Origin of the sequence: Pseudomonas putida (assembly GCF_050989985.1) — a bacterium.
GTDB lineage: Bacteria > Pseudomonadota > Gammaproteobacteria > Pseudomonadales > Pseudomonadaceae > Aquipseudomonas > Aquipseudomonas putida_AI.
In genome coordinates, this window is sequence record NZ_CP158815.1 from 3,254,945 (window position 1) to 3,269,756 (window position 14,812).

A 14,812-nucleotide genomic window follows, 5' to 3' on the forward strand; every position below is an offset into this window, starting at 1 on the left:
ACTCTCCAAGCGGCAGGTGTCACCTCAGGTGACGATGGCAGCCCACGATCAGTTGCTTTAGCCCGTCCAGGTCCATGATGCTGACTTCGCGGCCGCTTATTTCCACTAACCCTTGGTCACGCAGGTGTGCGATACCCCGGCAGATGGTTTCCAAACGCAGGCCCAGGTAAGAACCTATCTCCTCTCGACGCATTTTCAGTACAAAGCTGCGGGAGGAATAACCCCGCGAATTCAAGCGTTGCGACATATTCAGCAGGAAAGCGGCCAGGCGTTCATCCGAGTTCATATTGCCCAGCATCATCAGCATGTCGTGATCATGCACGATTTCCCGGCTGAGGATTTTGTTCAGGTTGTGCTGCAATGAAGGCAGTTCCCGAGCGAGTTTTTCCAGGTGCGCGAAATGGATGGGGCAGACCTCGCTGTCCTCCAGAGCCACCGCATCGCAGGTATGTTGATCCGTGCTGATGGCGTCCAGGCCGAGCATTTCACCTGGAATCTGGAACCCGGTGACCTGCTCGCGACCATCAATCGAAAGCACGCTGGTTTTGAACGAACCGATTCGCACGGCATACAGCGAGCGCAGCGGATCGTCTGCGCGGTAAAGTGCTGTGCCTTTTTTGACCTTGAGCCGTTGCATGATCAGCGTGTCCAGACGCTCGATTTCCGAACCGGACAGACCAAGCGGCAGACACAGCTCCAACACACTGCAACTGGAACAGGCAGTTTTGAGATGTTGGTCGCGATACGATCGAGTTTCAGTCACATTGAAGCCCTCCATATCAGCTAATAAAGCATAGTTACTCGAACGATCTGAACGTGGGGGACAAGTCAAAAAATTGAGGGAATCGACGAGCGGAACCTCACCAGGCTTCGTTCCGGATAAATATCTGAACGGATCTAGATGATTCGCTAGCCGCTGCTTTGAAACTTGAGGTAAATCAAGTTTCACCTCTTCCAGACTCACAAAATCAACCCATATTGATCGGTGAAGTAGCGGCTGGTGGAGAATTGCGATGAGCGACTTTCTGAATACCGAGCAACTGGAGGGGCTGGATGCCTATTGGCGGGCATCCAATTATCTGGCGGTCGGGCAAATCTACCTGAAGGACAAGGCGGTCGCATTAAACAGTCAACTGACTGGAGGCCAGTCATGAGCCAGTATCAACGGTTGTTACTGATGATTAACCCGGCCCTGCGCCATTCTTCGGCAATCAACCATGCTGCGGCGCTGGCCAGGGCCAGCGGTGCGAGTCTGCACATTGCGGCGTTGATTCCACCGATCAAAGGCCTTTCGATGCTTGAAGCAGGTAACCAGGGAAAAATTCGCAAGCACTCCTTGCAGGCTAATCGAAACTGGCTCCAGGTTCAGGTCGAAAACCTGCGTGGCAGAGGGATCGAGGTGACGATGGAGGTGGCTTGGGCTGATGACATGAAGCAAGACATCATCGATCACGTCACGCAGATGCAACCCGACCTGTTGATCAAGCAGATCCAACGTGAATCAGCACTCAAGCGGGCCTTTTTCACCGCGTTCGACTGGTACTTGCTGCGCCACTGTCCGGTACCGGTCTATCTGGTGGGCGGTAGCAGTTTCCTGCGACCACGCAAGGTGGTGGCAGCGGTCGAAGTGTCGGACATAGAGTCAGCCGATAATGAATTGAACGACCTGATCATCAAGCAGGCACGCAGCCTTGCCATGCAATGTAATGCCGAGCTGCATTTGCTGTACGCCTGTGACATCTCGGCTGCCTATCTGGCGGACTTCGGGAGCTTCACACTCGCTGAACTCACTAAATCGCTTCGCACGGATCTTGAAAAATCTTTTCTCAGGCTGGCCGGTCAGTGCGGGGTGCCTTCTGACCTTCGACATTTTATTGAGGGCCATCCGGTCAGGGTATTGAGCGAGTTCGCCCACGAACATCATGTGGATGTCATCGTGATGGGCAAAGTCCAGTCCCGCGGGGTGGGCAAGCTACTGGGCAGTACGACCGAGCACATCCTGTACCAGGTGCCTTGCTGCGTTCTGGCGGTCTAGAACCTATCGCGGTCAGGTGATCGTTAAGTCCTTTATGAGCGCAAAAGGGCTTACTTGCGCTTCCAGTACTTCTGCATTTCAAGAAACAGAAAGGAGGCGGTCCACGTAATCAGTACCAGTCCGGTCAGGGCCTCCAGGCCGGTCAAGTATTTGAGGTTGCCCAGCGGTGAAATATCGCCGAAGCCGATCGTTGTGTAGGTGGTGAAGGAAAAGTAAACGCAGTCCATCAGCGTACCGTCGAAGTTGCCCGTCAGGCTGCCCCATTTGCCGGAATGCACCATCAGGTAATAAACCACTGCAAAGCACCAGACCTCTATCGCGTGGGCCAGCAGGGCGCCGAATACCCCGACGACAATTCTGAACCGACTCCATAGCTTGAGCCGGGGTAGCCAATCGTTCAGACGTAATAGACATTCGTAATGGATCACGACGGCGATGACGACCACCAGCGTATTGATCAGCGTGACTGCCAGCATGGCCAGACTCCATCTTCCACGGGTGTTTACGGCGAATCAGGGGCACGCTGTACTGGCATGAGCGCTGGAAAGTCGTCGGGCGTCAGGGTTTCCTTTTCAAGCAACAGATGGGCACCGGCGTCCAGATCGGCACGACGGCTTTCGAGCAAAGCCTTGGCTCGGCCATAGGCTTCATCGAGCAGCGCACGAATACCCAGGTCGACTTCCCTAGCAGTCTGTTCCGAATAGTCTTTCTCACCCGTCGCCGACATGCGTTCACCCAGGTAAGTTGTGTTTTGCCGCTCCAGCACAGACTGACCGAGTTCAGTACTCATGCCAAACCGGGTGATTAATTGACGGGCGATATCTGTTGCATGGACCAGGTCATCGGCGGCTCCAGTGGAAATCTGACCATAGGCGAGGAATTCGGCGGCACGTCCTGCCATCAGGACGACGATCCGGTCCTTGAGCATTTGACCACTAGTCAGGAAGTGATCTTCCGTCGGACGCTGTAGGGTGTAGCCCAGCGAGCCAATGGCACGGGGCACGATAGAGACTTTGTGCACCGGATCCATGGCCGGCAGACTGCTGGCGGCCAGTGCGTGCCCCATTTCGTGGTACGCCACCACCTGGCGTTCTTCGGGGCGCAGCACACTGCTTTTACGCTCAATCCCTGCGACGATGCGTTCTACGGCGGCTGTGAAATCGTCGAGCTTGACCGTTTCGGCACCACGACGGGTAGCAACGATGGCGGCTTCGTTGACCAGATTGGAAAGGTCAGCGCCGGTGAAGCCTGTGGTGAGGTCGGCGATATGCTCGGCATTGATGGCGGGGTCCACGGTGATTTTTTGCAGGTGGACCTTGAGGATTGCCTGGCGACCTTTTCGGTCGGGGCGGTCGATCAGCACCTGCCGATCGATCCGGCCAGCCCTAAGTAACGCCGGGTCGAGAATCTCTGGTCGGTTGGTGGCGGCGAGCAGTACAACGCCCTCACGGGGATCGAATCCGTCCAGCTCTGACAGTAACTGATTGAGCGTTTGTTCTTTTTCGTCATTGCCGCCAAAAGCGCCGACGCCGCGCATTTTGCCCAGTGCATCCAGCTCGTCGATGAAAATGATGCAAGGCGCCGCCTGCCGCGCTTGTTCGAATAAGTCATGTACGCGGGCGGCGCCTACCCCCACGAACATTTCGACAAATTCAGATCCCGATATCGAGAAAAAGGGCACGCCGGCTTCACCGGCGATGGCTTTGGCCACCAGAGTCTTGCCGGTGCCCGGTGGGCCGACCAACAACGTACCCTTGGGGATATGCGCCCCCAGACGTGAGTATTTGGCTTTGTCCTTGAGGAAAGAGACGATCTCTACCAGTTCGGTCTTAGCCTCATCAATGCCCGCCACATCGGCAAAGGTCACGCCGGTTTCGCGCTGCACAAACACTTTGGCCCGGGACTTGCCGATGCTCATCAATCCACCGAGCCCTTGTTTTTCCGCCAGTCCGCGAAACAGAAAATGCCAGATCACCATGATCAGGACAAACGGTAGCAGCACGCCCAGCAGGCCATTGAGCAACTTATTCTCGTTGACCCCGGTGAATCCGACACCCGAGCGACCAAGATCCGCCGCCAACGCCGGATCCACCCGCACCGTGGAGAACTGGTTATGCCCATTGATGGGCTCCTGCAGTTTTCCACTGATCTGATCCTTCTCGACCCGTAAATCGCTGACCTTCTGCTCATTAAGCAATTGCACAAACTGACTGTAGGGAATGCTTTGCACGACATCGCGTTCGAAAAACAGTATTTGAAACAGGGTCAGCACGCCAAACGCGATCGCGAAGTACGACAGGTTCCATTGGTGATTTTTTTTCATGGGCGTGGCTCTGTATCAGTGGCACTGACCAATTAGTCGTAGTTATAAACTCGGGATGGCAGTCCCCTCGGGGCATGGCCTCGGATTATCAACGAGCGCTCATGCATGACACCGTTGTGGCTCTAGATGTCGGGCTGGAGCTCGAGTTCTTCCAGAATGGTTTTGCGCCGGACCAGGTCGATCACGATGAAGCCCTCTGTGAAGTTCAGCGGGTAGGGCGAACGAAGATTGCTTGTCAGTATATTTTCTACGCCTGGGCACAGGAAAATCGTTGAGGTAAATCAACAATGCCCCTATCAGCAAGTCAGCGGACCGTTCTGGCACTGATTTAGTTGATAAAAATCAGGGTTCCCATCGAATACCGCCAGATACTTGAAACACAGCATCTGCAGTTGCGATCACGTTGAGGGGAATATCATGAACAAGTACTTGTCCGTTGCATTTCTAGGCACTGTGCTGGCGATGACTGCCGGTTGCGCTAATAAACACGCTCAGGAAATTGATGCACGCTTGGAGTCCGCCGAAAACAACGCCGCTACGGCACGGCTCAGGGCCGATGAGGCGTACATAAAGGCTGAGTTGGCAGCAGCAGCGGCCGTGCAGGCGCAAAGCACAGCCGATGAAGCTAATGAACGCGTGAGACGGATGCTGGAAAGGGCAGGTCGCAAATGACAAGCGATTGCCTGAGGTCCCCTGATGGGGACTAAGACTTGCAGTCAGAAAATTAAACGTTTCAGGGAGAGGCGCGTGATGCTCAAACTCAAACGCATTCTATTGATAGCCCCCAGTGAAATGACCCTCACCCCAGCCTTTCAGCGTGCGCGCGCGTTGGCCTGTGCAACCGGTGCGCAGTTGCACATCGTCGCGTTCGATTATGTCCCGGCATTGGCGGTAGCCGGTCTGCTTGACCACGATGCGATGGCCCAGGCGCGAGAAGGTTATTTGCAGGTGCACCGACATTGGCTGGAACAGCAAGCCCGGTTTCAACAATGCCTCGGCATGCAGGTCACCACTGAAGTGGTCTGGGCCAGATCGAGCGTGACGCATTTACTGGAGTACGTGAATGACTTCCGCCCGGATCTGGTGATCAAGGATTCTCATTACATTCCGGCACTCGATCGAGCCTTTCATCGACCGTTGGACTGGCACTTGCTGCGCGAGTGTCCAGCACACGTACACCTGGTAACCAGTGCTGCGCACCCCAAACCCTTGAAAATTCTCGCGTCGGTCGATCTGTCCCATCTGGAAGAACTGACTCAGGGATTGAATGATCGAATACTGGACCTTGCTTCCACGCTGGCAGCCAGTTGTGGTGCCGAGCTGCACTTGCTCAATGTCTGTCGTTGGTCAGTGATGAACGATGCGTCGATGAGCGTACCAACAGGCAGCCTGGATGACAGTTTGAGGGCTGCAATCGAGGATGCCCAACAAGAGGCCTTTGACGTACTGGCCGAGCGCTATTGCATCACGAACGCACGTAGGCATTCACTGACAGGCACCCCCCACAAGATCATCGGACTTTTTGCTCAGCAAAATGCCTTTGACATGGTGGTGCTGGGTACGATCTATCCCCACGGCAATAGCTGGTTTATCGGTAGTACCGTCGAGAATGTAATGAATCGGGCGCCGTGCAGTTTGATGATTGTGAAACCATTGCCTTCGCCCGACTGAAAGTCACACCGACGAGCTTGTAGTTGATAAAAGTCAACTGACCCCGAGCCAAAAGGAGCGATCAATAGCGCTCCCCCTGAAAGTTCAAGGAAACGGCCATGCGAATCACATTTCTGGGTGCCGCGGGTACGGTTACGGGCAGCAAGTACCTGCTGGATCATCGTAACCGGCATGTGCTGATCGATTGCGGTCTATTCCAAGGCTATAAACAGCTGCGATTACACAACCGGGACCCGTTTCAGCTGCCGGTCAGCGACCTGGACGCCATCGTGCTGACCCATGCCCATCTCGATCACAGCGGTTATCTGCCCGTACTGGTGCGCAATGGTTATCGCGGCCCGGTTTATGCCACGCCAGCAACCTGTGAGCTGGTGAAAATCCTGCTGCTCGACAGTGGCCGCTTGCAGGAAGAAGAGGCTGAGTTCGCCAATCGGCATGGTTTCTCAAAACACCAACCGGCGTTGCCGCTTTACACTGAACAGGACGCCGAGCACGCCTTGAAACTGTTACGGCCGGTTGAGTTGCACCACCCGTTTGAAGTTGTCCCGGACATGACCGTCAAGCTTCGAAGCGCCGGTCATATCCTGGGTGCGGCAACGGTGCAAGTTTGCGCCGATGACTTGAGCGTGGTGTTTTCCGGGGATTTGGGACGACCTGATGACCCTTTGATGTTCGCTCCGGAAGCCGTCGAGCAGGCGGATTACCTGCTGGTGGAGTCGACGTATGGCGACCGCAAACATCCCGTCGAGTCGCCGCAGGAGCAATTGGCTGAGGTCATCACCCGTACTGCGCTGCGCCGGGGAATTACCCTGGTGCCATCGTTCGCGGTGGGACGTGCCCAGTTGTTGATGTATCACCTGTATCAGTTGAAACGCAAAAGGGCGATCCCCGATATTCCTCTCTACCTGAACAGCCCGATGGCCACCGACGTCACGAGCTTGTACCAGCGTTTTCGTAGCGAACACAGATTGTCTCAAGAGGACTGCGAAGGGATGTGCCACGTGGCGCAATTCGTTCGGACCGTCCAGGATTCTAGAGAACTCGATCAGCAACGTACCCCGGCGGTCATTATCGCCGCCAGCGGCATGGCAACCGGTGGGCGGGTGGTCCATCACCTCAAGGCGCTGGCCCCCAATCCGGCTAACACGTTGTTGATGCCGGGTTTCCAGGCCGGTGGTACGCGAGGCGCACAGATTATTGCGGGGGTGCCTTCGGTGCGTATTCACGGCAAGGATGTACCGATCCGGGCTGAAGTCGTGCCGATGCAAACCTTGTCCGCGCACGCTGATGCCGATGAAATCATGCAGTGGCTACGTGGGTTCAAGCGACCTCCCAAGCACACCTTTGTGGTGCATGGGGAACCTAACGCTTCGGATGTGCTGCGCCGTCGCATCAGCCTCGAGTTGGGGTGGTCGGTTTCGGTGCCGGAGTATCGCGATAGTGTCGAACTCCCTCCTATCGATGTCCCCGAAAACTCACCGCATTGACAAAAAATAGCCCCCGGCCGGTCTCAAGGCAGGGGGCAAATTCGGCAGCAATCAAGTGATTATTGATCCTTCGTGGTTTTAGTGCATAACCACTCCCGCAAGGTAATCCTCTGCGAGCCGTGCCTGTTTACATCTGACTCTTTGTGCCCGCCGCGAAATGTGAACTTCGAAGAAGCACTTGAGCATTTGACATATATCAAGTCCTTTCTGGGCAACTCGCTAATCATCTAGAGGAATCAGGCGATTGTTATGCTGATATCTGTAATTTTGGTGAATGCGGGCGAACCCAAGTACCGCAATCAGTTGACTGATTAGATTTTGGTTCGGCTCACCCCACAAAGGCAGCGCGAAATGAAAAATACCCGATCGGCCGTGCTCTTCCTCGCCGCATCGCTATCCCCCTTATGGGGGGTGGCAGCAGAGCAAACTCAAGCGACGCAGACGCAGCAACAAACTCCAAATGTTGCCGAGTTCGACAAGCAGATGTCCCAGGCGCAAGAAACCTTCAAGAAAATGCAGCTGCAGATGGAGAAAATTCAGCAGACCCAAGATCCTCAGCAGCGTCAGAAGCTCCTTCAGGAGCATTGGAATACCATGCAAAATGGAATGAGCATGATGAACGGTATGTGGGGGCCCGGAATGATGGGGTGCTGCGCAGGTGGTGGCATGATGGGAGGCAACATGATGGGGTGGCAGGACTACTCGAACTTGACCCCGGAGCAAAAGAGTCAACGCCAGTACATGATGGACAGGTACACGGGGATGCAACAGATGATGATGGATCACATGATGTGGCACCAAAACTATATCCAGGGGCAGCCACCCGCCAAGCCTGGACAATAGGTGTTTGGTCGTATTTTCTCGCGGAGTGCGTTCTTGGTTAACTCGGGACGTACTCCTAAGCTTTGCACTTTCACCTGTGGCTTGCGATTGATTCGGGGCGCCCTCTGAAACCGGGATGAAGGCACTTAAGAATGCGTTGGACGATGCCATTTCGGTGCCGCGGGCGGCGATTGCAGAACTGAATGATGGGCGCGACCTGTTCAATACGAGGAGAACTCGTTCATTGTCAGGTCATGGCGTACCAGGCTTTCGCCTTGCAAGTAAGCCAGCGCCTGATGCATCAACCGGACGGCTTTTTCTTTTTTCTCATACCGCTTGGCCGTATCAGCTTGGCGCAGTGCGCCATTTGCCAGTGAAAAGCAGCGCGTCGCCGCTCGCAAAGAAAGAAAAAATGCCAAGGGCTGGCAATCTTCCTCCATGACACTGTGATTCACGTAACTGGATAGCAAACACGAACTCAACCTGTTCAGGCCATGATGTTGCAAGTCCATAAGCACAAAGGCCAGGTCGTAAAGCACGTCGATGCAGGCGATCCGTTCACTGAATTCGATCCCGTCGAAAAGTGTCGGCTGATTGTCGAACAAGCAGATATTGGCCAGGCGCATATCACCATGACAGCGTCGAACGCGGCCCTCGCGGCGACGTGATTCGAGGCACCCAATCAATGATTCCAGCGTCGTCTTCGAGATACGGGTGATCGCGCTGGCAGTCGCGATGTCCAGGATCTGTGGGTAGCGACACATTTCCCTGTGGTTTTTCTCGATTTCTCTGTACAGATCCGGGATGCGACCGAACGATGGGGTTACTTCTGCGCGAGCATGGAAGCGGGCGATTTCGATACCCAATCTTTCCATCATGGATTCGGTCAGTCGCCCTTCAACGGCCATGCGCTCGAACAGCAGGTTTTGAGCAAATCGGCGCATCACCACGAGCCAGTCGACCACGGGGCCACAACCGTTGAGCTGTAACGAACCATCTTCTCTGCGATTGATTGGGCAAAGGCTCAAATACAGCGTTGGCGCGGTTCGTCGGTTGAGCAGCAGTTCTGCCTCGCAGGCACTTTTACGGCTTTGCAGGCTGAGGAAGTCCAAATCGGCAAATGCCACTGCGCGTTTGAGCTTGTAGGCGCGATTTGCATGCAGAAAAATCACGGAACCATGGGTTTCGATACGTTCCACCGGACGGTTGGACGCGTCGTAACTCGACGGTCTGGAGAGAAAGGCAATGACCTCGTCTTGCACGTTATTCATTTGCTCATCCTCATTTCCAGGCTGTCCACGAACCTATTGGCAGTGTGAGGAAGGGAAGTCCCGGTACGTTTGATATTTATCAACGCCAGCAAGATTGAGGCAGAGCAATCTGACTCAACGCTGGTGTTGAAGCTGGCGGTGAGTCCCCTCTGTCCGGAGTCCAATCATGAGCCAGTATCGACGGTTGTTACTCATCATCCACCTAGCCCTGGGGCATTCTCCGGCCATCAGCCATGCTGCTGCACTGGCCCGCGCGAGCGGTGCGAAGTTGCATATTGCGGCCCTGGTTCCATCGTTGAAGCTGTTGTCGCTACTCGAAGTTGGCGATCGAGAAAAGGCCAGGGAACATTACCTGCAGGACCATCGCGATTGGCTGAAGGATCAGGAAAAACTACTGCGCGGTAGTGGGGTTGACGTTACCACTCAGGTGGCCTGGGCTGATGACATGAGGCAAGACATCCTGGATTTCGTTGCAGTACAGCAGCCCGATCTGTTGATTAAGGAAATTCAACATGAATCAGCGTTCAAACGCGCGTTCTTCACCCCACTGGACTGGAACTTGCTGCGTCAATGTCCTGTACCGGTTTATCTGGTGGGCGGGTCTGGCCACGCCTTGCCACGCAAGGTAGTGGCGGCGGTTGACGCTTCGGCGGGCGAGTCTGAACACAGCGAACTCAATGATCGAATCATTCAGCAGGCCTCAAGCCTCGCCATACAGTGTGATGCCGAGTTGCATCTGCTCTATGCCCATGACATTTCAGAAGACTATTTGGAAGAGTTGAGCGATAGCTTGAAACTGTCACTGTTGAGCAAAGGGCTGCGCAAAGAGTTGGAGGCGTCGTTTCTGCTGTTCGCCCGGCAGTACGGTGTACCCGCCGACCGCCGGCATTTCGTTGTGGGTCACCCCGTCACGGCAATCAGCGAGTTCGCCAGCGAGCATGATGTGGATGTGATCGTGATGGGTAGAGTCCAGTACCAAGGCCTGGAGCATCCTCTGGGCAGTACGACCGAACACATACTCTATCAGGTGCCCTGCAGCGTACTGGCGGTGTAGAGACGCACGGGCAAATGCTCAGGCGTGATCGAAGGCTCCATTTTCCGCCAGGAAGGTAGCGATCAGGGCGCTAGTGTCGAGTGTGTGCAGGTGAAGCGTTGCGCATTCCTGGGAAAGGCGAAACGGCGGCATGGAGTCAGTGATCGCAATGTGTTCAAACAGAGGCGGGGTGAACATCTGATCGCTCGCGGCAAACAAACCGTGGGTGGCGGCTGCGAACAGTCGCACGGCGCCAGCCTTCTGGCAGGCAAGGCCGGCATGCTTGAGCGTGTCACCCGTGCTGATCAGGTCATCGAAAACGATGGCTGTCTTGCCTGAGACTTCTCCGATCAAGAGGGTGCCAGTCAGGGTGGCATGATCGCGGTGCTTTTCCATCAGAGCACTGCCGACTGAACGTCCCAGCTGCCGCTCCAGGGCTTGACGAAATTGCTCGGCGCGCTTGATGCCCCCTGAGTCCGGGGAAACCGCAACCACTTCGGCATCCCCCACGAGCCCGGCGAAATGCGCGGCGAACAGTTCGGTGCACTGTAGGTTCCAGGCAGGGATGCGAAAGGCGTTGTCGAATGCTGCCGGATTATGTACGTCCAGGGCGATCAGGCGATCCACGCCACTGGCTTCGAAAAAGGCGGCCACATAACGCGTAATGGTCGGGTCTTGCGGCTGGTTGCGTCGATCCTTGCGCCCGTAGCAGAGGTAAGGGGTCACCACCTGCACATGACGAGCGCCAGCATCCTTGAGTGCACCGCAGAAGAACAGCAGGCGACACAGTTTATCGTTGGCGCTCTGCTGGCCGTCCCCATACAAAGAATGGAACACCACGACGTCGCGGCCGTTGACCGGTTCCAGCGGTCGGCATTTATGTTCGCCGTCTTCGTAGTCGCGCTCCTCATGACGTGCCAGTTGGCAGCCAAGCCGCTGAGCGACGCGGCTTGCATAAAGCTCAGTGTCTTGCAGGGCAAAAAGAAGCGGGGACAGGGTGAGCATGCATGAGCTCCTTGGAGGCCGGCTATCAAAGGCGCCTCACCTGAAATGGCACTTATAACCTAAAGCGCATTGCCGCTGTGGAGCCTGAGGACGGGACAAGCTTTGAACGGTCTCAGGGGCAGCGGGCAACACCGTGACGAACCACGTCAATGCAAAACTCCGTCTCGTAGGGCGGTACGTTACATTCGACGATGTCATCGGCCGCCACTTGAAGATGCACGCCGACAATGTCGGCATGAATCGGCTGCCGGCAAACATGGCGGTCAACCAGAACCGCAGTGTAGACCCGACGCGCGCCGAGTTGTGCCAGATACGCGCAGGTACGCAGGAGTGAATGGCCTTCGAAAAGCACATCATCGATAACCAGAAGGGTGGTATTGGCGAGGTCCAACTCAGCCAAGCGCGGATTTTCGGTCAGTTGCGTGTTTGCATGCAGCACCTGGAGGTCATCGGCATAGCGTTTGACCTTAAGGGGGTACAGCGGCAGTTCCGGTTGACCGGTCTGACGTGAAAGATGCTGGCGCAGACGCTCAGCCAGCGGCTCGCCTCGGCGCTGGATACCAATCAGTGCCGCTTGAGAGGGCGGCAACAGGGCGGCGGCCTGGCGCGCCATCGCCTGTAGCACCGCATCGAGTTCATCGCTGTCGTACAAGCGCAGCCGTTGACTCACCCGTTGGGTCGACATATCCATCTCCCAAAACCCTGAACACTGCACCCGTGCGAGCGCATCGTGTGATCAACCTAACCCCGTTGGCTTTGGCACGATTGATATTAATCAACCGCGGTGAAATGAAATGCTCATTCACCAAGGAAACGCCAATCCCATGATCGCGGGTGCAGAACTTGCCAAGGGACCGGGAGATGGCCATTGAACGGACTTGTGCGGGCACTTGATATAAATCAACGCCAGAGCGGTATCAACAGAGGACTCTGAACGGGAAACGCGGGTGTCTGTTGCACGAGGACACATCAACAGTCCGTATAGAGGGCAAAGGTAAGCTCCAAGCCCTACCTGTCTGGAGTCAGATCATGAGCCAGTATCAACGCTTGTTACTGATCATCAACCCGGCCCTGCGTCATTCCCAGGCCATCAACCATGCGGCGGCCCTGGCCAAGGCCAGTGGCGCGAGCTTGCATATCGCCGCGTTGATACCCTCTTGGAAACTGTTGTCGCTGCTCGAAGAAGGCGATCGGGAAAAGGCTCGCGAGTGCTACCTGCAAGACCATCGCGATTGGTTGAAGGATCAGGCGAAAAACCTGCGCAGCAGGGGAGTCGATGTGACGACGGAGGCGACTTGGGTCGATGACATGCAGCAGGACATTCTTGATCACGTCGCGGAAATGCATCCCGACCTGTTAATCAAGCAAGTGCAGCATGAACCAGCGCTCAAACGTGCGTTCTTCACTCCGCTGGACTGGCGCTTGCTGCGCCGCTGCCCGGTCCCGGTGTATCTGGCCGGGGAAGGGGGGCTTGCCTTACCACGTAAGGTGGTGGCAACGGTAGACGTTTCGAATACCGAGCCTGAGGTCAGCGAGCTCAATGAGCGGATCATCAAGCAGGCTTGCGATCTCGCCTTGCAGTGTCAGGCCGAGCTGCACTTGCTGTTCGCCTGCGACACTTCCATGGTTTATCTGGGTGGGTTAGGCGGCGGTGGCGTGGCGCTTGCGGAACTTGGAAGGCAGTTGCACAAGGAACTGGAAAATTCGTTCCTCGATTTGGCTGATCAATTTGGTGTACCCCCTGATCGTTGGCATTTCATTGAGGGGCACCCTGTTTCGGTGCTGAATGAGTTCACCCATGCTCACAGTGTGGATGTGATCGTCATGGGCAGAATCCAGTCTCATGGTTTGGACAAGCTGTTGGGCAGCACGACCGAACACGTCCTGTATCAGGTGCCTTGTAGCATTCTGGCGGTCTAGAGCGACAGTGCCAGGTATTACAAAGCGACAAGTATGAGGGCTTGAGGAGGTATTCCTGTGATTCAGAGTCCCTCATTGCCAACCACGCGGACTTCATCGCCCGGGCAGGGGACTGCCAATGATGACATCGCCGCGATTTTTGACGATATCGCTGGCGCTAAACGCTGGCGTCCGGCTGAGTGCAACTGGCAGGTTGTTGCAGGCTGCTTGATCTAAGTCAAACGGCAGTCTGTTGTTAGCTCCATGCTCATGTCACACATGGGTGAGGGGCTTGTCATGAAGATCAACAAGCTGATTGGAATTCACGTTGTGCAAGGTTGGTGGCGGGGCAGAGGTGCAACACTTACAAGCCTGCGTCGGTCGGGTAAATGGCGCTGGAAACGTGAAGTAATCTTTCTGCTGTTGATTTCACTGATGTTGACGGTGGGTTATTTCACGGCTTGTCACTTTGCCTCCCATTCGTTGAGGGAACTGGTAGACACGTGCTCCGCGCGTTTCGAGATGGAACTTGAGAATGCCGAGATAGAGCCTCCTCGAGATGCTTTACCCCAATCCTTATGCGAGTGTTTGGCACATGCGTTTCTCGACAAAAACGGAGTTGTGCAACTCGCGTTAGTCGACCGCCACCTGATGGATCTACAGGCTCTTGAGCCTGTAACAGAGGAGGATGGGGAAGTCTGTATCAACACCCTTTGGGAACCTAACCCCGGGTTGGCCAAGCGTCTGGCTCTTGAATGACAGAGGCCGATCCGCGCTTATTACACCTACCCCGCCCCTGAGAGCAGAAGATGAGCAAGCATCTGGTTAATTCAGTCATGTTGATGCTCCTTACCTCTGTGAGTAGAGAGCCCGGCCTACCAATTGGAAAAAATGCCAGCACTGATCGTTTACCGATAAACCGTGATTCTCAGTGGTATTTCACCATCGCGGGGTTTTACACAACCCGAAGCCAACTCTTGATGCAGGACAGGGGGCAGCGCGTACTCCAAGTGAGTGTTTGATCCAACGGATAAGTGTCCGCTTCTGGCCGATTCTTGCCTTAGGGTTTCGTATCAGCGTCACGAATTGGCTTTAGCACTATCGATCCGTCAACCAGCTCGATGGTCAATAAATCACCAAGACCGACGTTAATTTCTGCAAGGACATCCGGAGGGAGATCAATGATCACATCTCCACTGCCGTCGCCTGGGTCCTGACATTTCACAGTCGTCCGCACAGAATCACTCATTGGAAACTCACTCCACT

Annotated in this window: 16 protein-coding genes and 1 pseudogene; 10 read left to right on the forward strand and 7 right to left on the reverse strand. The window is 55.4% G+C overall.

Going from position 1 to position 14,812, the window contains the following annotated elements; genetic code table 11:
- Nucleotides 1-19: 19 nt before the first annotated feature.
- Nucleotides 20-778, reverse strand: coding sequence for a fumarate/nitrate reduction transcriptional regulator Fnr (fnr, locus tag ABTV29_RS15145; protein WP_433771893.1), 759 nt, complete (start codon nt 776-778; stop codon nt 20-22).
- Nucleotides 779-1,013: 235 nt separating this feature from the next.
- Here fnr and ABTV29_RS15150 point away from each other — a divergent pair.
- Both ABTV29_RS15150 and ABTV29_RS15155 read left to right on the forward strand, forming a co-directional pair.
- Nucleotides 1,014-1,109: pseudogene (locus tag ABTV29_RS15150) on the forward strand (hypothetical protein); the annotation flags it as partial.
- 41 nt (nt 1,110-1,150) lie between these two features.
- On the forward strand, nt 1,151-2,035 hold the full coding sequence (locus ABTV29_RS15155; protein WP_433771519.1) for a universal stress protein: 885 nt from the start codon (nt 1,151-1,153) through the stop codon (nt 2,033-2,035).
- Between the two features lie 50 nt (nt 2,036-2,085).
- Here ABTV29_RS15155 and ABTV29_RS15160 read toward each other — a convergent pair whose 3' ends face one another.
- Complete coding sequence (locus ABTV29_RS15160; RefSeq protein WP_433771521.1) at nt 2,086-2,511, reverse strand: potassium channel family protein; 426 nt, start codon at nt 2,509-2,511, stop codon at nt 2,086-2,088.
- A gap of 26 nt (nt 2,512-2,537) precedes the next feature.
- Nucleotides 2,538-4,358 (reverse strand): ATP-dependent zinc metalloprotease FtsH, encoded by a 1,821-nt coding sequence (gene ftsH / locus ABTV29_RS15165; RefSeq protein ID WP_433771523.1) that lies wholly within the window; start codon nt 4,356-4,358, stop codon nt 2,538-2,540.
- A gap of 101 nt (nt 4,359-4,459) precedes the next feature.
- Here ftsH and ABTV29_RS15170 point away from each other — a divergent pair, with 101 nt between their 5' ends.
- From ABTV29_RS15170 to ABTV29_RS15190, 5 genes are all read left to right on the forward strand, one after another.
- Nucleotides 4,460-4,633, forward strand: a complete 174-nt coding sequence (locus tag ABTV29_RS15170) for a hypothetical protein (protein WP_433771525.1) — start codon at nt 4,460-4,462, stop codon at nt 4,631-4,633.
- 142 nt (nt 4,634-4,775) lie between these two features.
- On the forward strand, nt 4,776-5,030 hold the full coding sequence (locus tag ABTV29_RS15175) for an Lpp/OprI family alanine-zipper lipoprotein (RefSeq protein WP_433771527.1): 255 nt from the start codon (nt 4,776-4,778) through the stop codon (nt 5,028-5,030).
- A 78-nt stretch (nt 5,031-5,108) separates the two neighbouring features.
- On the forward strand, nt 5,109-6,029 hold the full coding sequence (locus ABTV29_RS15180; protein ID WP_433771529.1) for a universal stress protein: 921 nt from the start codon (nt 5,109-5,111) through the stop codon (nt 6,027-6,029).
- 98 nt (nt 6,030-6,127) lie between these two features.
- Nucleotides 6,128-7,516, forward strand: a complete 1,389-nt coding sequence (locus ABTV29_RS15185; RefSeq protein ID WP_433771531.1) for an MBL fold metallo-hydrolase RNA specificity domain-containing protein — start codon at nt 6,128-6,130, stop codon at nt 7,514-7,516.
- A 351-nt stretch (nt 7,517-7,867) separates the two neighbouring features.
- Nucleotides 7,868-8,359 carry a hypothetical protein gene (locus ABTV29_RS15190; protein ID WP_433771533.1) on the forward strand — a complete coding sequence of 164 codons (492 nt, stop codon included), beginning with the start codon at nt 7,868-7,870 and terminating at the stop codon, nt 8,357-8,359.
- Between the two features lie 200 nt (nt 8,360-8,559).
- Here ABTV29_RS15190 and ABTV29_RS15195 read toward each other — a convergent pair whose 3' ends face one another.
- On the reverse strand, nt 8,560-9,609 hold the full coding sequence (locus tag ABTV29_RS15195; RefSeq protein ID WP_433771535.1) for a phosphotransferase: 1,050 nt from the start codon (nt 9,607-9,609) through the stop codon (nt 8,560-8,562).
- Between the two features lie 166 nt (nt 9,610-9,775).
- Here ABTV29_RS15195 and ABTV29_RS15200 point away from each other — a divergent pair, with 166 nt between their 5' ends.
- Nucleotides 9,776-10,663: a universal stress protein gene (locus ABTV29_RS15200; protein WP_433771537.1), complete on the forward strand. Its 888-nt coding sequence runs from the start codon at nt 9,776-9,778 to the stop codon at nt 10,661-10,663.
- Nucleotides 10,664-10,681: 18 nt separating this feature from the next.
- Here ABTV29_RS15200 and ABTV29_RS15205 read toward each other — a convergent pair whose 3' ends face one another.
- Entirely contained in the window at nt 10,682-11,647 is a 966-nt protein-coding gene (locus ABTV29_RS15205; protein ID WP_433771539.1) for a ribose-phosphate diphosphokinase, read from the reverse strand.
- 112 nt (nt 11,648-11,759) lie between these two features.
- The gene (locus ABTV29_RS15210) at nt 11,760-12,332 is read right to left on the reverse strand and encodes a phosphoribosyltransferase family protein (protein WP_433771541.1); all 573 of its coding nucleotides are present in this window, start codon (nt 12,330-12,332) and stop codon (nt 11,760-11,762) included.
- 344 nt (nt 12,333-12,676) lie between these two features.
- On the opposite strand from ABTV29_RS15210, the gene ABTV29_RS15215 reads away from it, so the two are divergent.
- Together ABTV29_RS15215 and ABTV29_RS15220 are read left to right on the forward strand one after the other, a co-directional pair.
- Entirely contained in the window at nt 12,677-13,567 is an 891-nt protein-coding gene (locus ABTV29_RS15215; RefSeq protein ID WP_433771543.1) for a universal stress protein, read from the forward strand.
- Nucleotides 13,568-13,843: 276 nt separating this feature from the next.
- On the forward strand, nt 13,844-14,305 hold the full coding sequence (locus ABTV29_RS15220) for a hypothetical protein (RefSeq protein WP_433771544.1): 462 nt from the start codon (nt 13,844-13,846) through the stop codon (nt 14,303-14,305).
- A gap of 301 nt (nt 14,306-14,606) precedes the next feature.
- Here ABTV29_RS15220 and ABTV29_RS15225 read toward each other — a convergent pair whose 3' ends face one another.
- Nucleotides 14,607-14,795 carry an AbrB/MazE/SpoVT family DNA-binding domain-containing protein gene (locus ABTV29_RS15225; protein WP_433771546.1) on the reverse strand — a complete coding sequence of 63 codons (189 nt, stop codon included), beginning with the start codon at nt 14,793-14,795 and terminating at the stop codon, nt 14,607-14,609.
- Nucleotides 14,796-14,812: the final 17 nt, after the last annotated feature.